The sequence below is a fragment of the Pseudomonas sp. TE36184 genome (genome assembly GCF_054060055.1).
Genome location: NZ_JBSSCU010000001.1, coordinates 2,177,387 through 2,197,949, shown reverse-complemented (window position 1 = coordinate 2,197,949; position 20,563 = coordinate 2,177,387). Strand labels below are relative to the sequence as shown.

16 protein-coding genes are annotated in these 20,563 nt (G+C 61.7%); 7 read left to right on the top strand and 9 right to left on the bottom strand.

Annotation, left to right across the window (positions count from 1 at the left end; all coding sequences use genetic code 11):
• Window positions 1–3: 3 nt before the first annotated feature.
• Window positions 4–1,395 (bottom strand): NAD-dependent succinate-semialdehyde dehydrogenase, encoded by a 1,392-nt coding sequence (locus tag ACVWZP_RS09515; protein WP_457369703.1) that lies wholly within the window; start codon window positions 1,393–1,395, stop codon window positions 4–6.
• A 489-nt stretch (window positions 1,396–1,884) separates the two neighbouring features.
• Here ACVWZP_RS09515 and adhP point away from each other — a divergent pair, with 489 nt between their 5' ends.
• The 3 genes from adhP (at window position 1,885) to ACVWZP_RS09500 (ending at window position 4,546) form a co-directional block, all read left to right on the top strand.
• Entirely contained in the window at window positions 1,885–2,895 is a 1,011-nt protein-coding gene (adhP, locus tag ACVWZP_RS09510; RefSeq protein ID WP_017847956.1) for an alcohol dehydrogenase AdhP, read from the top strand.
• A gap of 178 nt (window positions 2,896–3,073) precedes the next feature.
• Window positions 3,074–3,691 carry a LysE family transporter gene (locus ACVWZP_RS09505; RefSeq protein ID WP_046383985.1) on the top strand — a complete coding sequence of 206 codons (618 nt, stop codon included), beginning with the start codon at window positions 3,074–3,076 and terminating at the stop codon, window positions 3,689–3,691.
• 93 nt (window positions 3,692–3,784) lie between these two features.
• The gene (locus tag ACVWZP_RS09500; protein WP_082107779.1) at window positions 3,785–4,546 is read left to right on the top strand and encodes an SDR family NAD(P)-dependent oxidoreductase; all 762 of its coding nucleotides are present in this window, start codon (window positions 3,785–3,787) and stop codon (window positions 4,544–4,546) included.
• An 86-nt stretch (window positions 4,547–4,632) separates the two neighbouring features.
• Here the strand turns inward: ACVWZP_RS09500 and ACVWZP_RS09495 are convergent, their stop codons facing one another.
• Both ACVWZP_RS09495 and baeS read right to left on the bottom strand, forming a co-directional pair.
• On the bottom strand, window positions 4,633–5,316 hold the full coding sequence (locus ACVWZP_RS09495) for a response regulator (RefSeq protein WP_046383983.1): 684 nt from the start codon (window positions 5,314–5,316) through the stop codon (window positions 4,633–4,635).
• A gap of 3 nt (window positions 5,317–5,319) precedes the next feature.
• Window positions 5,320–6,705 carry a sensor histidine kinase efflux regulator BaeS gene (baeS, locus tag ACVWZP_RS09490; protein ID WP_046383982.1) on the bottom strand — a complete coding sequence of 462 codons (1,386 nt, stop codon included), beginning with the start codon at window positions 6,703–6,705 and terminating at the stop codon, window positions 5,320–5,322.
• Window positions 6,706–6,849: 144 nt separating this feature from the next.
• Between baeS and ACVWZP_RS09485 the strand changes: the two genes are divergently transcribed.
• From ACVWZP_RS09485 to ACVWZP_RS09470, 4 genes are all read left to right on the top strand, one after another.
• Complete coding sequence (locus tag ACVWZP_RS09485; protein ID WP_046383981.1) at window positions 6,850–8,034, top strand: efflux RND transporter periplasmic adaptor subunit; 1,185 nt, start codon at window positions 6,850–6,852, stop codon at window positions 8,032–8,034.
• 2 nt (window positions 8,035–8,036) lie between these two features.
• Window positions 8,037–11,171: an efflux RND transporter permease subunit gene (locus ACVWZP_RS09480; protein ID WP_057005567.1), complete on the top strand. Its 3,135-nt coding sequence runs from the start codon at window positions 8,037–8,039 to the stop codon at window positions 11,169–11,171.
• Window positions 11,168–12,562: an efflux transporter outer membrane subunit gene (locus ACVWZP_RS09475; RefSeq protein WP_457369702.1), complete on the top strand. Its 1,395-nt coding sequence runs from the start codon at window positions 11,168–11,170 to the stop codon at window positions 12,560–12,562. Before ACVWZP_RS09480 ends, ACVWZP_RS09475 begins: the two co-directional genes overlap by 4 nt.
• Before the next feature lie 86 nt (window positions 12,563–12,648).
• On the top strand, window positions 12,649–13,350 hold the full coding sequence (locus tag ACVWZP_RS09470) for an MlaA family lipoprotein (RefSeq protein WP_457370390.1): 702 nt from the start codon (window positions 12,649–12,651) through the stop codon (window positions 13,348–13,350).
• Window positions 13,351–13,473: 123 nt separating this feature from the next.
• Here the strand turns inward: ACVWZP_RS09470 and ACVWZP_RS09465 are convergent, their stop codons facing one another.
• From ACVWZP_RS09465 to ACVWZP_RS09440, 6 genes are all read right to left on the bottom strand, one after another.
• Window positions 13,474–14,229 (bottom strand): ABC transporter ATP-binding protein, encoded by a 756-nt coding sequence (locus ACVWZP_RS09465; RefSeq protein ID WP_017847952.1) that lies wholly within the window; start codon window positions 14,227–14,229, stop codon window positions 13,474–13,476.
• Window positions 14,223–15,284: a FecCD family ABC transporter permease gene (locus tag ACVWZP_RS09460; protein WP_457369701.1), complete on the bottom strand. Its 1,062-nt coding sequence runs from the start codon at window positions 15,282–15,284 to the stop codon at window positions 14,223–14,225. Before ACVWZP_RS09460 ends, ACVWZP_RS09465 begins: the two co-directional genes overlap by 7 nt.
• Window positions 15,281–16,450 (bottom strand): ABC transporter substrate-binding protein, encoded by a 1,170-nt coding sequence (locus ACVWZP_RS09455; RefSeq protein WP_457369700.1) that lies wholly within the window; start codon window positions 16,448–16,450, stop codon window positions 15,281–15,283. Before ACVWZP_RS09455 ends, ACVWZP_RS09460 begins: the two co-directional genes overlap by 4 nt.
• Window positions 16,451–16,470: 20 nt before the next feature.
• Window positions 16,471–18,846, bottom strand: a complete 2,376-nt coding sequence (locus ACVWZP_RS09450) for a TonB-dependent siderophore receptor (protein ID WP_457369699.1) — start codon at window positions 18,844–18,846, stop codon at window positions 16,471–16,473.
• Window positions 18,847–18,960: 114 nt separating this feature from the next.
• Window positions 18,961–19,938 (bottom strand): FecR domain-containing protein, encoded by a 978-nt coding sequence (locus ACVWZP_RS09445; protein ID WP_457369698.1) that lies wholly within the window; start codon window positions 19,936–19,938, stop codon window positions 18,961–18,963.
• Window positions 19,939–20,454 (bottom strand): sigma-70 family RNA polymerase sigma factor, encoded by a 516-nt coding sequence (locus ACVWZP_RS09440; RefSeq protein ID WP_026140148.1) that lies wholly within the window; start codon window positions 20,452–20,454, stop codon window positions 19,939–19,941.
• Window positions 20,455–20,563 lie beyond the last annotated feature (109 nt).

Here is a 20,563-nt window from a genome sequence, read left to right as displayed (position 1 = left end):
AACTCAGAACGGGGCGTCGATATCGACCACGACAATGAGCTTGTGGTTGACGAACTCCTTGAGCCCGAGACCGATCAGCTCGCGGCCGTACCCCGAGCGGCGCACGCCACCGAAAGGCAGGTCGGCTTCGACCTTGGTCGGATGGTTGACGAACACCATGCCGGTGGAGATTTTCTTCGCGACTTCTGCGCCATGCGCCGTGTCCGAGGTGAATACCGAACCGCCGAGGCCGAACGGCGAGTCGTTGGCGATACGCACTGCATCGTCTTCATCCTTGGCGCGGAACACCATGGACACCGGGCCAAAGAACTCCCAGTAGCGAGCGGGGTTGTCTTCGGCGACATCGGTCAGGATCGTCGGCTGCACGAATGCCCCATCGACAGGCACGGGCGGTCCGACTTCTTCGGCCTTGGCGCCAAGCTTCACGGCTTCGAGGATCTTTTGCTTGACCTCATTGGCCGCGCTTTGCGAGGAGAGCGGTGCCAGGGTCGTCTTCGCATCGAAGGGATCGCCGGCCACCAACTCCGCGACGCCCTTGCGATAGAGCGCGAGGAAGTCGTCATAGACCGCATCGACCACGATCATGCGCTTGGAGGACACGCAGACCTGCCCGGCATTCCAATGCCGGCCGAACACCGCCCATTTGCTCGTTTTCGCCAGGTCCGCGTCGGCCAGCACGACGAAGGCGTCGGCGCCGCCGAGTTCCAGGGTGGATTTTTTCAGCGCTTTGCCCGCTTGCGACGCAACCACTGCACCGGCGCCTTCCGAGCCGGTCAAGGCAACGCCCTGCACGCGGGCATCGTTGATGATCAGCTCGATCTGCGAACGCGTGGCGTACAGATTACGGAAGGCGCCGTCAGGCAGGCCGGCCTCCTTCATCAGCTTTTGAAAGCCAGCGGCGCTTTGCGGCACATTCGCTGCGTGTTTGAGAAGCACGGTATTACCGGCAGAAAGCTGCGGCGCCAGAATGCGGGCGATCTGGTAATAAGGGAAGTTCCACGGCTCGATCGCCAGCAGCACGCCGAGCGGTTCGCAGACGAGAACCGCCTCGCCCTCGGCAGGGTCGAGGACCGGGAGTTTCTCCGGCTTGAGCAAGGTTTCGGCATTGCGCACATAGTATTCGAAGATTTTTGCCGACAGCTCGACCTCGGCTTTCGCCTCGGCAAACAGCTTACCCATCTCCAGCGTCAGTACCCTGGCAAAGGCGTCGCTGTCCTTGCGCAGGATATCGGCCGCATTCTGCAGGATGCGCGCACGTTCGGCGAAAGATGTGTCCTTCCACGCCAGGAAAGCCTCATGGGCCTTGCCGATGGCCGCGGTGACTTCTGCATCGGTCGCATCGGGAAAGGTTTGCAGTGTCTCGCCCGTATAGGGATTGATTGTTGCGTATGCCATGTAAAAGCTACTCCAGAACCGTTTCGACTAAATGGCCAACCCGCCGCTGAGTGCATATGCCGGGCCTGCCGAAGGTACACGAGGAACAGGTTTCAAACATGGAGCCAAAGGTCGCAGGCCCACCCAGACCCGAGAGATCGGGGAGCTCACTTGACGTTCAGGGCGGCGGCGACGGTCACTGAAAGCGGCCACGATGATCTGCCGATCAGCGTCTCCTGTTGATCTTTGTCATAGAAAGGCAAAGAAGAGGCGTCCTTGCGCGGGTTGCCTGACTAATAGGCATCCCCCTTTTGCGCGACTTGTGCCATAAGACCGGTAGCGTTGGCGACCCGATGGCGCAGCAATAGCATCCATTGACTCCCCGACCCTGGGGCCGGGTGGCGGGCATTGCGCCAGACTTCGGAGCGCTGGAAGGGTGGTGCTGTACTGCTTTGGCATTTGTTGGGCCCGCTGTAACGCAAGCTCACTCACGGATACAAGGAGATAAGCATGAAAGCTGCTGTTGTTGCCCAAGGGCAACGCGTGAATGTGATCGAAAAAACATTACGGCCTCTGAAACATGGTGAGGCTCTCCTTAAAATGCAGTGCTGCGGGGTCTGCCATACCGACCTGCACGTCAAGAACGGCGATTTCGGTGATAAAACCGGGGTGATCCTAGGCCATGAAGGCATCGGTATCGTGCAGCAGGTAGGACCAGGCGTCACCTCTCTGAAGCCCGGTGACCGGGCCAGCGTAGCCTGGTTCTTCCAGGGCTGTGGGCACTGTGAATACTGCAACAGCGGCAACGAGACACTCTGCCGCAACGTAAAAAACTCCGGTTACACCGTGGATGGCGCAATGGCCGAAGAGTGCATTGTCGTCGCCGACTACTCGGTGAAAGTGCCTGATGGGCTTGATTCTGCGGCGGCGAGCAGCGTGACCTGTGCTGGCGTAACGACCTATAAAGCCGTGAAGGTTTCCAATATCCGCCCTGGGCAATGGATTGCGATCTACGGGCTGGGCGGCCTGGGGAATCTGGCGTTGCAGTACGCAAAAAATGTATTCAACGCCCGAGTGATCGCCGTGGACATCAACGATGATCAACTGCAGTTCGCCAGGGAAATGGGCGCTGACCTGGTCATCAACTCCCGCAACGAGGATGCCGCAAAAGTTATCCAGGAGAAGGTCGGCGGAGCTCACGCGGCTGTCGTGACGGCCGTCGCCAAGGTCGCGTTCAACTCTGCGGTGGATGCCCTGCGTGCCGGTGGACGCCTGGTCGCAGTTGGGCTTCCGCCTGAAGCCATGAGCCTCGATATTCCTCGGTTGGTGCTTGACGGGATCGAGGTGGTCGGCTCACTGGTCGGTACTCGACAAGACCTCGTAGAAGCCTTCGAGTTTGCCGCGCAAGGCAAGGTGGTGCCGAAGGTGACATTGCGTCCGATCGAAGATATCAATGAGATCTTCGATGAAATGCAGCAAGGGAAAATCAAAGGCCGCATGGTGATTGATTTGAGTCATTGACGGGCCATTGGCAGTCGCTCGGGCGGCTGCCAATACCGTTGGCTCCTCGCGACGAGAAGCGCAGCCGATCGCTTTTGCCGATAGTTTCTGGATGGTTTTCTCACCTGCATCGCTAGATATTGAGGCGAGGTTGATGATAGGTTTTGCGTCCAAAACCATCCTGCGCGGGAGATAACCGATGTTTGGCGTGACCGACTATGGCGCTTTCATAATCGCCTTTATCATCGTCCTGGCCATTCCTGGCCCCGGCAATTTTGCCCTCATCACGGCGACCGGCAAAGGCGGGATAAAAGCGGGTTTGGCCGCGACGTGCGGAGTGATACTCGGTGACCAGGTGCTCTTATGGCTGGCGGTTGCTGGCGTCGCAACCCTGCTGGCCGCGTATCCGGCAGCGTTCCATCTCATTCAATGGTTGGGTGCGTCGTACTTGGCGTGGCTGGGCCTGCGAATGTTGTTTAGTCAGGCTGGGGCCGCGCCGCGCAAGAGCCGGATGGATAACGGCCATTTCCTGCGTCAGACCATGATGATCACGTTGCTCAACCCCAAGGCGATCATCTTCTACATGGCCTTTTTCCCGTTGTTTGTCGATCCGGTGAAGCATCAGGGCATAGTGACATTCGCGTTCATGGCCGCGACCGTAGCGGTGGTGACGTTCCTCTATGGTTTGATAGCCGTCCTATTGACCCACAAGCTCGCTCAGCGCATGCGGGCCAACCCGCGCATCGCCAATCTGCTGGAGCGCTTGGCCGGCGTTTGCCTGCTGGGGTTCGGCGTCAAGCTGGTCGCCATGCGCTGAATACGAGCCGTTGGTTTACCCTGGCAGTGATGCCGACGTTGCCCGCTGGGTGCTACGGTGATGGCTTTCTAGCAACCCATTCGAGATGTCCCTATGAAACCCAATCCGACAATCGATAACGTATTACGCGTCGCGTTGGTTACAGGGTCCACTTCCGGTATCGGCGCAGCCATTGCACGTGCACTAAGCCGGGCAGGCTATGCAGTGGTGCTCCATTCGCGAAACTCTGCGGATACGGGACGCGCTATGGTTGCCGAAATGAAGCAGGCTATTTACGTGCAAGCTGATCTTGCTTTTGAAGCTGACAGGGTCAGGCTTGTTAATGAGGCGATCGCCGCGTGGGGGCAGCTCGACGTATTGGTCAATAACGCTGGTATTAGCAGAGTCATTCCGCACGGCGACCTTGCCTCGGCCAACTCGACGGTGTGGCACGAACTTAACGAGGTTAATGTCGTGGCGCCGTTCCACCTAGTCGCATTGGCCGAGTCGGCATTGCGCGATGCCGCCCGTTACCGTCGAGCAGGTTGCGTCGTAAACATCAGTTCGCATGCCGGTATCCGTCCTAAGGGCGCATCTATTCCCTATGCGGTAAGCAAAGCTGCGCTTAATCACATGACCCGCTTGCTTGCGGTATCGCTGGGGCCAGAAATTCGCGTAAACGCTGTGGCGCCTGGCTTGGTCGACACGCCGCTGACCGCAGAGTGGACAGAGGCCCAAGAGTTGTGGCGAACTCGCGCCCCTATGCGCAGGGCCGCTAGCCCAGATGACATCGCAAACGCTGTTGTAATGCTGGTCGAGTCGGACTACTTGACCGGCGAGATACTCCTCTCAGACGGCGGGTTGAATCTGACCTAGGTTTAGCGTGCTCCGGTATCTGGAGATGGTTGCAGGCGTTCCGCTTGCGCCTCGTTGACGGTGCCGATGTGTGTTATTCCGAGGTATCAGGCCTCGGAAAGCTGAAACCGATAACCGACCCCATACAACGATTCGATGGGCGTTTCCCCTGGGCACGCCTGTTCCAGCTTGCGTCGCAGGTTGCGGATATGGCTGTCCACCGTGCGGTCGGTGACCACGCGGTGGTCGGAGTAGATCTTGTCGAGCAGTTGGTCACGGGAAAATACCCGCCCGGCGGAACGTGCAAAGGTGCTGAGCAGTCGCAGTTCCAGGGGGGTGAGGTCCAGGGCGATGCCGTCTATCGAGGCGCGATACTGCGCTTCGTCGATCAGCAGGCGCGGCGCCGAGCTGGTCAGCAGTTGGGGCCCGCGGCGCAGGATGGCCTTGACCCGGGCCACCACCTCCCGGGGGCTGAAAGGCTTGCAGATGTAGTCGTCGGCCCCCAGGTCCAGGCCCAGCAGGCGGTCCACCTCTTCGACGCGGGCGGTGATCATGATGATCGGCACGGCGCTGAAACCGCGCAGGTCCTGGCAGATTTGCATGCCGTCACGCCCAGGCAGCATCAGGTCGAGCAGAATCAGGCGCGGTGTTTGCGCACGCACGGTCGGCACCACCTGCAAGCCGTTGTCCAGGCACACGGTCGAGTAGCCTGCCGCGACCAGATAATCCTGCATCAAGGCGGCCAGCTTCGGTTCATCTTCGACAATCAGGATCGGGCTTTTGTCGGTCATGGTTCAGATATCCCGTGGCAAGCGCAGGGTCAGCCAAAGGCCGCCGAGGGGCGAGTGAGCGGCGCTGAGGCTGCCGCCGTGGGCGAGGGCGATGTTGTGACAAATCGCCAAGCCCAGACCGGCACCGCCACTGGCACGGTTGCGCGATGATTCGCCGCGATAGAAGCGCTCGAACAGGCGCGGCAGTTGCTCGGCCGAGACCCCTGGGCCGGAGTCGATGAAGTCGATGCACACATTCGCGCGATCGACGACGGCGCGGATGCGGATGAGCCCGTTCGGGTCGGTGTAGCGCACGGCATTTTCCAGCAGGTTGGAAAACAATTGCTGCAGGCGGCTGGCGTCGGCCAACAATTCCAGGGGCTGCGACGGCAGCTCCAGTTCGACGCGCAGATGCCGGTCGTTCAAGCGTTCCTGAAACATCGACACGCTGGCTTGCAGCAGTTGATCGAGTCTGCACGCGCTCTTGCGGTAGGTCAGTGCGCCCACATCCGCCAGGGACAGTTCATACAGGTCATCCACCAGTTTGCTGAGCATGCTGACCTCACCTTGCAAGGACTTCATCGACCCTTGGTTCAGGGTGCGAACGCCATCCTCGATGGCCTCCAGCTCACCGCGCAACACCGACAGCGGGGTGCGCAACTCATGGGAGACATCGGCCATGAACTCGCGCCGCATCTGTTCATTGCGCTCCAGGGTGTAGGCGAGTTGGTTGAAGTCCCGCGCCAATTGGCCCACTTCGTCATTGGAGGCCACGGCCACCCGGCTGCCGTAGTCGCCGCTTGCCAGGCGGTGGGTCGCCGCCGCCACCTTTTTCACTGGCTCCAACAGCGTGCGGGCGATCCACCAGGCAATCAGCATCGCCAGCAACAGCGAAAAGGCGCCCATCACCAGGCTGGTGCGTAACTGGTATTGCTGGAACCGTTCGCCGCCGGCTTCGGTCACGCTCTGGAACGGGGTCACGGCCAGCCAGCCGACGGTTTTATCGGCCACCACAATCGCGCGCAACAACGCATCGTTGCCGATATCCGGGTAGCCGTTCACGCGTTTTTTGTGTTCATCCAGCAAGGCGATGCGAAACAGCGCGCCTGTCAGGTCCGATGCCATGGGCGTGCGCAAATCGTTCTTCGCCGGATCTTCGCCGACCTCGGGCCGCATGATGTCGAACCAGCGATCCGACCGGTTGCGCAGGAACTCCCAATTGCCTTCGCGCGCATAGGCGCTGGCCAGGCGCGGCAGCACGGGGGCCATGCGCTCCAGCGCCTGCTCATTGAGATAGCCGAGAAAGCCCCGCCCGAAACTCCAGCTCGTCGCCACCCCCATGCTCAGGATGACCAGCAGCACGCCGGCCAGTACCGCAATAAACAGTTTGGTGGAGATACTCAACTTCATGGAGGTGGGCCGTTAAGAATGGATTGGGCCATTTAGGCCCTGGCGAAGAAAAGATTCAACCCGGCCGGGCAATCTTCAATTTTCCTGCACATTTGCCTTGCACGATGGCGCTGACTCAAGCCATCCCGTCTTGTAGAGGCCGCTATGTCGACGAAAATCTTCGCCAAATACCTGGTAACCGCCGCGGTTTGCCTGTCCTTGTTCATTCTGGTCCTGCTGGGCGGTTGCTCCGGCGGCGAGCCGGCACCTCAAGCGATCACTCCCAAAGTCTCGGTGATCAGCATAAAACCCCAGAGCCAAGTGCTGACCACTGAGTTGGCGGGGCGTACCCAAGCCTTCATGGTGGCGCAGATTCGCCCGCAAGTCGGCGGTATCGTCCAGCGGCGGCTGTTTGTCGAGGGGGCGGATGTCAAGGCCGGACAAGCGCTCTACCAATTGGATGCGGCGTCCTATACCGCCGCCCTGGCGCAGTCCGAGGCGAGCCTGGCCAAGTACCGCGCCACCCTTAAATCGGCGCAGGCCACCGCCAGGCGCGACGCCGAACTGGTGAAGATCAATGCCATCAGTCAGCAAACTAACGAAGACGCTCAGGCCACCTTGCTGACGGCCGCCGCCGACGTGCAAGTCGCCGAGGCTGAAGTCCAAACCGCCCGCATCAACCTGGCTTACACGCGCATCACCTCGCCGGTCAGCGGGCGCATTGAAACATCCACGGTGACCCCGGGCGCGCTGGTGGTGGCCAATCAGGACAGCGCATTGACCACCGTGCAGCAACTCGATCCGATCTACGTGGACGTTACCCAATCGACCACCGAACTGCTGCGCCTCAAGCGTGACCTGGCCAGCGGCGTGTTGCAGTCCAATGGCAACGGCGAGGCGCGCATCAGCCTGAAGCTGGACGACGGCACCACCTACAACCAGCAAGGGCGGCTCAAGGTCAGCGGGGTGAGTGTCAACGAGGGCACGGGCACCGTCACCCTGCGTGCCGAATTCGCCAACCCGGACCACCTGCTGCTGCCGGGCATGTATGTCCGCGCGGTGCTGGAACAGGCGCGCGATGACCAGGCCATTCTGATCCCGCAAAAAGCGGTGAACCGCAGCGCCAGCGGGGTGACCACTGCGTTGCTGGTGGTCGACGGCAAGGTTGAACAGCGTGAGCTGACCATCGATCGCGCGGTGGGCAATCAGTGGTGGATCACCGCGGGCCTGAAGGCGGGTGATCAGTTGGTCGTCGAAGGCGGACAAAAAGTCCGTGCCGGCGCCGCCGTCCAGGTGCAGGACGCCAATGCTCAGGCGGCCACGCCGTCCACCCCTGTGAAGGAGGGTTAAGCGTGGCGCAGTTTTTTATTGATCGACCGATTTTCGCCTGGGTCATCGCCATCGTGATCATGCTCGGCGGCAGCCTGTCCATCAGCCAGTTGCCGTTGGAGCAATACCCCGACATCGCGCCGCCCACGGTGAAGATTTCCGCGACCTACACTGGGGCCTCGGCCAAGACCGTGGAAGACTCGGTGACCCAGGTCATCGAACAGCAGATGAAAGGCCTGGATAACCTGACCTACATGTCGGCCAACAGCAGTTCGGCGGGCAGCGCCAGCATCAGCTTGACCTTTACCGCCGGCACCGACCCGGATGTGGCCCAGATGCAGGTGCAGAACAAGCTGCAACAAGCCGAGTCGAGACTGCCGCAATCGGTACAAAGCGAAGGCCTGACCGTGACCAAGGGTGGCTCGGACTTCCTGATGATTGTCGCCCTGGCATCGGATGACCCCAGCGTTACCGGGACTCAGATCGGCGACTACATTTCCACCACCTTGCTCGACTCCATCAGCCGCATAGACGGCGTCGGCGATGTGCAGACTCTGGGATCAGGCTATGCCATGCGTATCTGGCTGGACCCGGCCCTGTTGGAAAAATACGCGCTGATGCCTTCGGACGTCAGCAGTGCCCTGGAGGCGCAGAACACCGAAGTCTCCGCCGGGCAGCTGGGTGCTTTGCCGGCGATCAAGGGGCAGCAGTTGAACGCCACGATCAGCGCCCGCAGCAAACTGCAGACCGTCGAAGAGTTTCGCAACGTGGTGGTCAAGTCCAGCAGCGACGGTGCCGTGGTGTTGCTGGGCGATATCGCGACCTTGGAGCTGGGCAGCGAAAGCTACGACATCAGCAGCGCCCTCAACGGCAAGCCCGCCGCGGCCATGGGCGTGCAACTGGCGGCAGGTGCGAATGCGCTGAGCGTCGGCAAGGCGGTCAAGGCCAAGCTCAAAGAGATGGAGCCGTTCTACCCGACTGAAATGCAGCTTAAAAACGTGATTGCCTACGACACCACGCCGTTTGTCAGCCTGTCCATCGAGGAAGTGGTCAAGGCCTTGGGCGAGGCCATCGTGCTGGTGGTGTTGATCATGTTCCTGTTCCTGCAAAACCTGCGGGCGACGCTGATCCCGGCGATTACCGTACCGGTGGTGCTGCTGGGCACGTTCGGCGTGTTGGCGATGTTTGGCTATTCGATCAACACCTTGACGATGTTTGCCATGGTCCTGGCGATCGGCTTGCTGGTGGACGACGCCATCGTGGTGGTGGAAAACGTTGAGCGGCTGATGGGCGAGGGGCTATCGCCCGTGGCGGCCACGCGTCAATCGATGCGTGAAATCAGCAGCGCACTGGTCGGCATCACGCTGGTGCTGAGCGCGGTGTTTATCCCCATGGCGTTTTTCGGCGGTTCCACCGGGATTATCTATCGGCAGTTCTCGGTGACCATTGTTTCGGCGATGGTCCTGTCGGTGCTGGTGGCGATGACCCTGACCCCGGCGCTCTGCGCTTCGTTGCTCAAAACGCGTGATGGCCGCGGGCATGGTGCTCAGCACGGGTTCTTCGGCTGGTTCAACCGCACCTTTGAACGTGCCAGCGCCGGTTACGAGCGCTGGGTGGGTGTGGTGCTGCGGCGTTGGGGGCGCAGCCTGTTGCTCTATGGCGCGGTGCTGGTGGTCATGGCGGTGGGGTACATGAGCCTGCCCACGTCGTTTCTGCCGGACGAAGATCAAGGGATCCTCATGGCACAGATCCAGTTGCCAGTCGGGGCGACGGACAGCCGCACGCAAGCTGTGATCAAGCAGTTCGAGGACTACATCCTGAAACAGCCCGAAGTCGAAGCGATGATCAGCATCAGCGGGCTGGGCATGGGGGGTAACAGCCAGAACACCGCGCGCGCGTTTATCCGTCTCAAGGACTGGGACGAACGCGGTGGGCCCGGTCAGGGTGCGGCGGCCATTGCCCAACGGGCGACCATGGCACTCTCCAGCATCGGCGATGCCGACGCTTTCGTCATGCAACCACCGACGGTGCGCGGCCTGGGCCAGAGCTCGGGGTTCGACCTGCAACTCAAGGACCTCGCCGGCCTGGGCCATGATGCGCTGGTGGCGGCCCGCGAACAGTTCCTTGAGCTGGCCAGAAAAGACCCGCGCTTGCTGGGCGTTCGCAGCAACGGTCTGGACGATGCGCCGCAGCTCAAGGTCAGCATCGACGACCGCAAGGCCGGAGCGCTGAGCCTGAGTACCAGCGACATCAACACCACCTTGTCGACGGCGTTGGGCGGTACGTATGTGAATGACTTTCTCAACCAGGGCCGGGTGAAAAAAGTCTACGTGCAGGGCCAGGCATCCGCGCGCATGCAGGCCGCGGACCTTGATCATTGGTTCGTGCGCAACAGCAGCAATGAAATGGTGCCGTTCTCATCGTTTGCCAGCAGCACCTGGAGTTACGGCTCGCCCTTGCTGGAACGCTATAACGGGAACGCCTCCCTGGAAATCGTCGGTGACCCCGCGCCAGGCGTGAGCTCCGGCGACGCGATGGACGCGGTGGAAGCCATCGTCCGGCAATTGCCCCAGGGCATCGGCTACGAATGGACCGGGCAGTCCTATCAGTTGCGGCTATCCGGCTCCCAGGCTCCGCTGCTCTATGCACTCTCCGTATTGTTTGTGTTCCTGTGCCTGGCCGCGCTCTACGAGAGTTGGTCGGTGCCGTTTTCGGTGATTCTGGTGGTCCCCCTGGGGGTGATCGGTGCAGTGCTGGCGACCCGTGTCGCCGGGTTGAGCAACGACGTGTATTTCCAGGTGGGGCTGTTGACCACCGTGGGCCTGGCCGCGAAAAACGCGATCCTGATCGTGGAGTTCGCCAAGCACCTGCAAGAGCAGGGCAACAGCCTGATCGATGCGACGCTGATCGCGGTGCGCCAACGCTTGCGGCCGATTCTGATGACGTCCCTGGCCTTCATGTTCGGCGTGTTGCCGCTGGCCTTGAGTAGCGGCGCAGGCTCCGCCGGGCGTCAGGCCATCGGTACGGGCGTGCTGGGCGGTATGTTCAGCGCCACGGTGCTGGGGATCTTCTTTGTACCGCTGTTTTTTGTGCTGATCCGCCGCCGTTTCGGCAGCGAGCGCAGTACTCGTCAATCTGCCCCGACAGGTGATGCATGATCAAGTCACATTGGCCTTTGCTGGCCGCCATGGTCCTGGGTGGCTGCGTCAACCTGGCGCCCCAGTATGAGCGGCCGGAAGCGCCTGTTTCCGCGCAATGGCTGCCGACCGCCAGCCTGCCGAAAGGGCAGGCGGGGGCCGATGTCAAATGGCAGCAGTTCTTTACCGACAGCCGCCTGGCACAGTTGCAGGCGTTGGCGCTGGCCAATAACCGCGACTTGCGCCTGGCCAGCCTGAATGTCGAAAAGGCCCAGGCGCAGTACCGCATCAAGCGCGCGGACCTGTTTCCCACCATCGATGCCAGCGTCAGCGGCACCCACAGCCGCACGCCAGGGTCGTTGTCCAGCACCGGCACGGCGGCCACCACTCACGATTACAGTGCGCAATTGGGCTTGAGCAGTTATGAACTGGACGTGTTTGGCCGGCTACGCAACCTGCGGGATGAGGCGCTGGAAGACTACCTGGCGCTGACGGAAACCCGACGCAGTACGCAAATCAGCCTGGTGGCCGAAGTGGCCACCGCCTGGCTGACCCTGGCCGCCGACAACGAACGGCTGCTGCTGGCCCAGCAAACCCTGACCAGCCAGTTGGCCACCTACGACCTGACCCAAAACAGCTATGCCCTGGGCGGCTCCTCCGCGCTGTCCGTGGCGCAAGCCCAGACCACGGTCGAGTCGGCGCGCGGTGACGTGGCGTCCTACGAGAGCCAGATTCTGCAGGACCGCAATGCCTTGCGCCTGTTGGTCGGCAGCGACCTTCCCGAGGCACTCTTGCCGGGCACGCACCTGGCGTCGGCGGCGGTGCTGGTGGACATACCGGCGGGCCTGCCGTCGAGCCTCTTGCAACAACGCCCGGATGTACTGTCGGCGGAACACACGCTCAAGTCGGCGAACATCGACATCGGCGCGGCCCGTGCGGCGTTTTACCCCAGCATCAGCCTGACCGCCAACGCCGGCTCGTCCAGCTCGGCATTGGCCAGCCTGTTCAAATCCGGCAGCGGTGCCTGGACCTTTGCCCCGAGCATCAGCGTGCCGATTTTCGACGCCGGGAGTAACCGCGCGACCCTGGATTCGGCCAAGGTCGAGCGCGACATCCAGATACAGACTTATCAGCAGACCCTGCAGACCGCGTTCCGCGAAGTGGCCGACGCGCTGGCCGTGCGCAGCACCCTGGATCGCCGGATCGCCGCGCAACAGGCGCTGACCGACGCCAGCCGCAAGAGCTTCGAACTCTCGGACGCCTTGTACCGGGGCGGGTCGCAAAGCTACCTGGAAGCCCTGGATGCACAACGCTCGCTCTACAGCGCCCAGCAGGACCTGATCACCCTGCGTCTGACCGAGCAGAGTAACCGCATCACGTTGTACAAAGTGTTGGGAGGCGGTTGGAATTAATGGCCCTGTCTCTTGCACACACAATCGCCGCGATGGAACGGCTGGCGCGCGTCAAATCGGCTGACTTCATTCAATGGGAAATCAACATGCGTGCATCTCGTTCCACTTTAAGCCGTTGCGCTCAGGTACTGACCTGCGCCTGTTTCATAACGCTTTCAGCCCTTTGCCAGGCGGATTCCGACAAGGCCCCGTGGGAGCGTATCAACCGACCCATTTTCTCATTCAATGACACGCTGGATACCTACGCACTGAAACCCCTTGCCCAGGGTTATCAATTTGTCACCCCGCGCATTGCGCAAGACGGCGTGCATAATTTTTTCAACAATCTGGGGGAGGTCAAGAACCTGGCGAACAACTTACTTCAAGCCAAGTTCTATAGCGCCGGGGTTGATACGAGCCGCTTCTTACTCAACAGCACCATTGGCCTGGCAGGATTGGTCGATGTCGCGACGCCCATGGGGCTGCAGCGCAATGACGAAGATTTCGGCCAAACCCTCGGTTACTGGGGGGTAGGTAGTGGTCCTTATCTTGTGCTGCCACTCTTGGGGCCCAGCACACTTCGCGATGCGCCGGCCATCTTTCCCGATATCTACGCCAACCCGGTTCGTTACATCGGCGACGTTCCGACGCGTAATAGCCTGTACGGGCTGGGCATGATCGACGGACGCGCTCAATATATAAAATCTGAAAAGCTCATCACCGGGGATAAATACAACTTCATTCGAAGCGTTTATCTGCAACACCGGGAGTTCAAGATCAACGATGGCAACGTAAAGGACGACTTTTGATCCGCGCGGTTCGACCTCGGGATCAAGTTACCCGTTGACACTATCCGGATGCGCCGCCCATCGAAGCCCAGGCACTGATGGCCGGCGCGGCCGTGGAATAGCAGGCTGGAGTGCTCGCGGCCCTCAAACAATATCGTCGATCAGGATATGAGGCTGCCCGCGACTGCACTGTTCAATGCGCGCCTGGACCTTGTACACAGTGCGCAGCATCTGTTCTGTAATGACCTCACGGCTCGCGCCACTGCCTTGTGCGGTACCGTCGGCAATGACCAGCACCTGATCGGCAAAACGTAACGCCTGGTTCAGGTCATGGATGGCGATGAACACAATGACCCGACGCCGGCGGGCCAATGCCTGCATGAAGTCCAACACCTGGACCTGGCGGTGCATGTCGAGGGCGCTGGTGGGTTCGTCCATCAACAGGATCTCCGGCTCGCGCACCAAGGTCTGCGCGATGGACACGAGCTGTTGCTGCCCGCCGCTGAGTTCGCCGAGGTTGCGAAAGGACAGGCCGGTGATCCCCAGCGCCTGCAATATCTCGTCGACCAGCGTCAGCTCATCATCGTGGACGACCCAGCCGGGCGACAGTTGTTTACGTGCCAGAAGCACCGATTCGTACACCGTCAATCGAGCGCTGCCGTTCAAGCCCTGCGGCATGTAGCTGATGCCCCGCACGCCCTTTTTCGAGCCCTGCAGAATCACCCGGCCGGGGCCGTCGATCAAGCCTGCCATGCGCTTGAACAGGGTGGACTTGCCGGCGGCATTGGGGCCGACCACCGCGACCACTTGGCCACCCATAAATGCGCCGGTGGTGACACCGCTGATGATCGTGCGCTGACCGTAGCGGGCACCAAGGTTCTCCAGCTGGATCGTCACCATGAGTTTTTCTTCCCGCTGAGAATCAGAGATATGAAGAACGGCACGCCGATCAACGATGTGACCACGCCGATCGGAAAGATCGCGCCCGGAATCAGGGTCTTACTGACCACCGAACTGACGGACAGAATCAGTGCGCCGGTCAGCAGCGACGCCGGCAGGAAGAACCGCTGGTCTTCACCAATCAACATCCGCGCAATGTGCGGGCCGACCAGCCCGATAAAGCCGATGGTGCCGACGAAGGCCACGGGAAACGCGGCGAGCAGGCTGACCATGATCAACGTCTGAAAGCGCAGGCTGCGCACGTTGATACCAAAACTGGCGGCCTTGTCATCGCCCAGCCTCAGGGCTGTGAGGGCCCAGGCGCGCCTGGCGAAAATCGGCAGGGTGACCACGATCACCAGGCAGATCACTCCGAGTTTGGGCCAGGTGGTTTTGGTCAGGCTGCCCATGGTCCAGAACACCACGGCCGCCACGGCTTGCTCGGTGGCAAAAAACTGCACCAGGGCCAACAACGCGTTGAACGTGAACACCAGGGCAATGCCCAGCAGCACGATGGTTTCAGCGGTGACGCCGCGGCGCATGCTCAGGAAGTGGATCAGCAAGGCAGAGAGCATGGCCATGACGAACGCGTTCACCGGCACCATGTACTGTGCCGCCAATGGGAACAGGGCCACGCCAAACGCCAGGCCCATGGCCGCGCCGAAGCTGGCGGCGGCAGAAATGCCCAGGGTGAAGGGGCTGGCCAGCGGGTTGTTGAGGATGGTCTGCATCTGCGCGCCCGCCAGTGATAATGCCGCGCCCACGGCGACCGCCATCAGGGCGACAGGCAGGCGGATATCCCACATCACCACGCGCACCTGCGCCGAAGCGTCGTCCGGTGAAAACAGTGCGCCGAGTACTTCGCGCAGGCTGTAACTCGCCGGGCCCAGGGCCAGGTCAAGCAGGACACTGCAGAGCAGCAGCGTCATCAGCCCGGCGAGGATCAGCCGCTTGCGCAGCACCAGGCGACGGTAGGTCTCGCGCTGCACCACCAGGGTGTCGCTCGGTGCGCTCATGGCTTGACCTCGAGGGTGCGCAAGCTGACGAAATAGCCCGGCTCGTAAGGTACCGGCAGAAACCGCTCGTGCAGCTCGCGAAAGGAGGCCTCGGGGTCCAGGTCGGCAAACAGCGTGGGATGAAACCATTTGGCCAGTTGCTGGATGGCCACGAACTGGTAAGGGCTGTTGTAGAACTGATGCCAGATCGCATGAAAGGCCTGGTTGTCCTGCGCCTTGATCCCTGCGTAGGCTGGCCGTTGGGTGTACCAGGCCAGTTTGTGCCGGGCTTGCGTCATGTCGGCGCCCGGGCCGACGCCGACCCAATGGCCGCCAGGGGCGAACGCCTCCCAGTTGGCGCTGGTGACTACCACGTGCGCCGGGTTGGCGACGATGACCTGTTCGGGATTCAACTGGCCGAAGGTGCTGGGGATAATGCCTCTGGCGATATTGTCGCCACCGGCCATGTCGACAAAAAGCCCGAAGTTTTCGTTGCCGAAGCTCAGGCAGCAATCGTCCGTGTAACCGCCGATGCGTTCGATAAACACCGCGGGGCGCACAGGCTGCTGCGCTGCGATCACGTCGGTCACCCGGCGGATCTGCCGGTTGCGAAAATCAATGAAAGCCTCGGCACGCGCTTCTTTGCCCAACAGTCGGCCGAACAGGCGCATGGTCGGCTCGGTGTTCTGCATCGGTTGATTGCGAAAGTCGACGTACACCACCGGTATGCCCAGGGCATCGAGCTTCTCGATATAGCGCGCATCCTCGGTGGCATGCTGCGCCTCGATGTTGAGGATGATCACGTCGGGGTGTTGGGCGATCGCTTGTTCGATGTCGAAGGTCCCGTCTTCAAAACCGCCAAAGGTGGGAATCCTGGCAATGGCGGGAAATTTGCGCAGGTAGGCTCCGTAGGTGTCCGGGTCCGACTGGATCAGATCCTTGCGCCAGCCGACGATGCGTTCGATGGGGTTTTGCGTATCCAGGGCGGCGACCAGGTACAACTGGCGACCCTCCCCGAGAATCATCCGCCTGACCGGCAGATGGACCTTGACCTCGCGGCCGAGCAGGTCGGTGACGGTACTGCGCGCGGTATCCGCCTCGGCGGCGGGGGCGGGCAGTGAAGCCCCGAGCAAGCCAGCCACTAACAGCGCCGCGAAGGCGTGGCTGCGTCGAACGATGGTAACCATGGTTAAAGCCTTTGCAGGTGTCAGAAGTCGACCGTGGCCGAGAGTAAAAGCGTGCGTGGCGAGCCCTGGGAAAACGCTCCATAAGAGGCGACACCCGACCAGTACTCGCGATCGAACAGGTTTTGCACCGTGGCGCGGAACGTTGTCGGCCGCTGTGCGATACGCGTGGTGTAACGTGCGCCGAGGTCGATGCGGGTCCAGGGATCCAGTTGTTGGCTGTTGGCCTGGTTGACGTACTGGCGGGCGGTATAGATCGCGCCACTGGTGAACGTCAGCCCCTCGACCCAGGGGATGTCCCATTCGGCCCAGAGGTTGGCTTGTACATCCGGCACGCCGACCGGAGTGTTGCCCCGGTTGGCGGCAATGCCGGTTTTGGTCAACTGTGCATCCAGCAGCGTCACTCCCCCGAGCAGGCGCGCGCCTGGGGCGACCTCGCCAAACAGGTTCAGCTCGATGCCCCGATTGCGCTGTTCGCCTTGCACCGAAAACGTCCCGCCCGACAACTCGCCGCTGGGCTTCTTGATCTGGAACAGCGCCAGGGTCGCCATGAACGTGCCGTAGTCGAGCTTGACCCCGATCTCCTGCTGCCGGGAAACGTAAGGGGCGAAGATCTGGCCTGCATTGGCGGCGTTGGCCGGGGCGACGTCGCCCTTGCTCAGGCCCTCAAGGTAGTTGTAGTAGAGCGACACATGGTCCCAGGGTTTGACCACCACCCCGAACAGCGGCGTGGTCTTGCCTCCGTCATACGCCGTGCTCAGCGTACCGGAGGCGTTGTAGTTGCTCGACTCAATATGCTGTCTGCGCAGGCCGAAGGTGACCTGCAGGCGTTGCTCGAGCACCGACAGGGTGTCGGCGATGGCGATGCCGGATAATTGCGTCGCGGAGACCTTTGGCGTATCCGGCTCGGCAATCGAAGGCTTGGGCTGATCGATCGGGTGGTAGATGTTCGACAGGATGACCGCGCCGGATGTGATGCCACGGGACAACTGGTCGCGATAACGCGAGACTTGCAGGGCCGTGACGTGGCCGACCGGCCCGGTGTCGAAGCGTAGGCGCGTGCCCGCATCGACGGTGTAGCGCTGCACGTTGAACTTGTAATAGCCGGGTGTCGAGGCGGTGTCGCCGGCGGCGTTGAGGAGGGTTGGGGTCTGGTCGGACATGCGCGCGACAGCCGACCTGCCGCCACCGGCATGGGCGAAGACGGTCAAGGCGTCGGTGAGGTCGTATTCACCGCTGAGCAACGCGGATTTATCACGGGTTTCGGACCAGCCCCAGTCTTGGCTCACATTGGTCCGCCCATTGGCGGCGGAAGGTATCTCCACGCCCGTGTCGATCAGGAACGGTCGAGATGCCGCGTCGAACTTTTCTTGCTGGGAGATCAGGTCCAGGCTGCCTCGCAGGCGATCGGACCGGTAGTCCAGGGACACGGCGCCGAGCCCGACGGCGCGCGATTGGTCGTCGATCACGGTGTTGCCTTGCTGGACACTGGCGTTGACCCGCACCCCCCATCGGCGTTCCTCGCCAAAGCGCCGGCTGATGTCGATATGATTCCCCAGTTGCGCATCCTGGGCGTAACTGGCGGTGAACCGCGTCAAGTCTTCATCCAGGGAGCGCTTGGGCACCACATTGATCACCCCGCCGACGGCACTGTTGGGCGACATGCCGTAGAGCAGTGCGCTCGGGCCTTTGACGACCTCGATGCGTTCGGCGTATTCGGTGAACACCCGATAGTTGGAGGCCACGCCATAGACACCGTCGAAGGCCAGCTCACCGAGGTTGCCTTCGCCGACCGGAAACCCACGGATAAAAAAAGAATCGACAATCCCGCCGGTCTGCCCGGTGGCGCGGACCGACGAATCGCGCTCCAGCACGTCGCCCACGGTCGTTGCCTGTTGGTCCTTGATCAGCGATGAGGTGTAAGTGCTGACGCTGAAGGGCGCGTCCATTACATCGGTATTACCCAGCATGCCCAGGCGTCCTCCCGCGGCCACCTGGCCCCCCGGATACACCGGGGGCAAGGTCTCGGCCGGCTGGTCGTGGCCACTGATCGTGGTCTGCGCCAGGGTGACCCTGCGGAGTGCCAAGGTGTAGCTGCCGTCGTTGCGCAGCAGCATGTCCAGGCCACTGCCGGCCAGCAAATGCGCGACTGCTGCCTGGGTCGAGTAATTTCCAGAAAGCCTTGGGCTGATCAACCCTTCAGTGATCGACGGCTCGAAGGACAAGGCAATGCCGGCCTCCACGGCAAAGCTCGACAAGGTTGCGCCGAGCGGTCCGGGGGCAAGGTTGTACGCGCGCACGGTCACTGAATCCAGCTGCACCGGCGCGTCCGCCCGGGCCAAAGGGCAGGCCGCACCGATCAGGGTCAGGCTGAGCAACGCGCTGCGAATGACCGGCATCAATGGGGGGCCCTGTGGCGAGAGGAAGTGGCTGTTCCTTCATTGCCAGTTGAGATCAAAAAAAGTATCAGCCAGGCAACGCTTTATTTTTTTGCGAGGTTTGCCTTCGCGGCGTCAGGCGGGCGACAGCGTGACCCAATACCCGTTCAAATGGCCGGTGGCGAGCACCGGGTAGGTTTGCACCAGCATGTTCAAGGTGCGTTGGGTATCGCTGATCGGGAAGGCACCGGAGACGCGCAGGTCGGCAATGGCCGGATCACAGCGCACAAAACCACGACGATAACGCGCCAGCTCGGCAACGAAATCCGCCAGGCGCATCTTGTCCGCCATCAGCATGCCCTGGGCCCAGGCACCGACGTAGCGACCGGCGGCAGTCAGCGCTCCAAAGGTCTGTGAGGAAAAGTCGGTGCGCTGCCCGGCGTTGACGATCAGCGGCGCGGTTTGGCGGTTTTCGGCGAGTTCCACTTTCACTGCGCCTTCCAGTACGGCGAGCTGGGTACGCGGGCCCAGTTCACGCACGGTAAAGCGCGTGCCCAGGGCCTGCATGCGGCCCTGTCGGGTGATGACGAGGAAGGGGCGGGGGATGGAAGCGGTATCTGGTGCGGTCTGCACCAGTATTTCGCCTTCGCGCAGATGGATCAGCCGCTGTTGGCCATCAAACAGCACATCCATGGCGGTGTCGGTATTCAACGTGATGCGTGAGCCATCGGCCAGGGTCAATTCGCGCCGTTGGCCCACGGCCGTGCGGTAGTCGGACGACCATCGGCCTGACTCCACCAGCTTCCAACTGCCCCAACCCGCCGGTATCACCGCCAGCAGCAGGGCCAATTTACCCAGGGCCGCACGCCGCTCCGGATTGCTTGGCCGATCCAGCGCCGACATCGCCAGGGAAGACGGCAAGCCGCCCAGCTTGCTTTGCAGCAATTGCGCCCGCGACCACGCGCGATCGCGCTCGGGGCTGCTGACCTTCCAGCGCTCCCACTCGGCACGCTCGCTGTCGCTCAACCCGTTGTCGCTCAAACGCATCAGCCATTCGGCGGCTTCTTCAAGCACGTCGGGATTCAGCGGTGGCTCTCTGCGCAGCGAGCGCATCTATTCGACCATCATCATGCAGTGCAGGAACGCTTGCTTCATGTAGCGTTTGACGGTGATCAGCGAGACGTCCAGTTGCTTGGCGATGTCGTCGTATTTCAGCCCGTTGATCTGCGACAGCAGGAACGCCCGCTTCACCAGCGGCGGCAGGGCATCGAGCATGGCGTCGATTTCGTGCAGGGTTTCCAGCACCATGAAGTGCGATTCAGGCGACGGCACATCCTGTGCGGGCGCGTTGGCGAGTGCCTCCAGGTAGGCACGCTCCAGCGCCTTGCGTTGGTACCAGTTGATCAGGATGCCCTTGGCCACGCAGCTCAAGTAGGCGCGAGGCTGCTCGATTACCGTGACCTGTGAAGCCAGGATGCGAGTGAAGGTGTCCTGCGCCAGATCCGCCGCATCCATGGCGTTGCCCAGTTTTCTTTTCAGCGTCGCGTACAGCCAGCTGTGATGCCCGCTGTACAGGGCCTCAATCGCGCGCAGGTGACTCGGGTGGTTCGCGGAGTGGGTTTGGCTCATGGCGCGGGCGTGCATCTAATTGAGAAGTATTCCCAATGCTAGTTGACAAGATGCTTGAAAAGCAAGGGGGGATCAGTGCCCCGCGATCGGTGCGATCCCCTGTGCTGGC

What these genes read in the sequence shown, in the direction of transcription:
- ACVWZP_RS09515 (WP_457369703.1), bottom strand. Translation starts at nt 1,395, where the DNA reads ATGGCATACGCAACAATCAATCCCTATACGGGCGAGACACTGCAAACC.
- adhP (WP_017847956.1), top strand. Translation starts at nt 1,885, where the DNA reads ATGAAAGCTGCTGTTGTTGCCCAAGGGCAACGCGTGAATGTGATCGAA.
- ACVWZP_RS09505 (WP_046383985.1), top strand. Translation starts at nt 3,074, where the DNA reads ATGTTTGGCGTGACCGACTATGGCGCTTTCATAATCGCCTTTATCATC.
- ACVWZP_RS09500 (WP_082107779.1), top strand. Translation starts at nt 3,785, where the DNA reads ATGAAACCCAATCCGACAATCGATAACGTATTACGCGTCGCGTTGGTT.
- ACVWZP_RS09495 (WP_046383983.1), bottom strand. Translation starts at nt 5,316, where the DNA reads ATGACCGACAAAAGCCCGATCCTGATTGTCGAAGATGAACCGAAGCTG.
- baeS (WP_046383982.1), bottom strand. Translation starts at nt 6,705, where the DNA reads ATGAAGTTGAGTATCTCCACCAAACTGTTTATTGCGGTACTGGCCGGC.
- ACVWZP_RS09485 (WP_046383981.1), top strand. Translation starts at nt 6,850, where the DNA reads ATGTCGACGAAAATCTTCGCCAAATACCTGGTAACCGCCGCGGTTTGC.
- ACVWZP_RS09475 (WP_457369702.1), top strand. Translation starts at nt 11,168, where the DNA reads ATGATCAAGTCACATTGGCCTTTGCTGGCCGCCATGGTCCTGGGTGGC.
- ACVWZP_RS09470 (WP_457370390.1), top strand. Translation starts at nt 12,649, where the DNA reads ATGCGTGCATCTCGTTCCACTTTAAGCCGTTGCGCTCAGGTACTGACC.
- ACVWZP_RS09465 (WP_017847952.1), bottom strand. Translation starts at nt 14,229, where the DNA reads ATGGTGACGATCCAGCTGGAGAACCTTGGTGCCCGCTACGGTCAGCGC.
- ACVWZP_RS09460 (WP_457369701.1), bottom strand. Translation starts at nt 15,284, where the DNA reads ATGAGCGCACCGAGCGACACCCTGGTGGTGCAGCGCGAGACCTACCGT.
- ACVWZP_RS09455 (WP_457369700.1), bottom strand. Translation starts at nt 16,450, where the DNA reads ATGGTTACCATCGTTCGACGCAGCCACGCCTTCGCGGCGCTGTTAGTG.
- ACVWZP_RS09450 (WP_457369699.1), bottom strand. Translation starts at nt 18,846, where the DNA reads ATGCCGGTCATTCGCAGCGCGTTGCTCAGCCTGACCCTGATCGGTGCG.
- ACVWZP_RS09445 (WP_457369698.1), bottom strand. Translation starts at nt 19,938, where the DNA reads ATGCGCTCGCTGCGCAGAGAGCCACCGCTGAATCCCGACGTGCTTGAA.
- ACVWZP_RS09440 (WP_026140148.1), bottom strand. Translation starts at nt 20,454, where the DNA reads ATGAGCCAAACCCACTCCGCGAACCACCCGAGTCACCTGCGCGCGATT.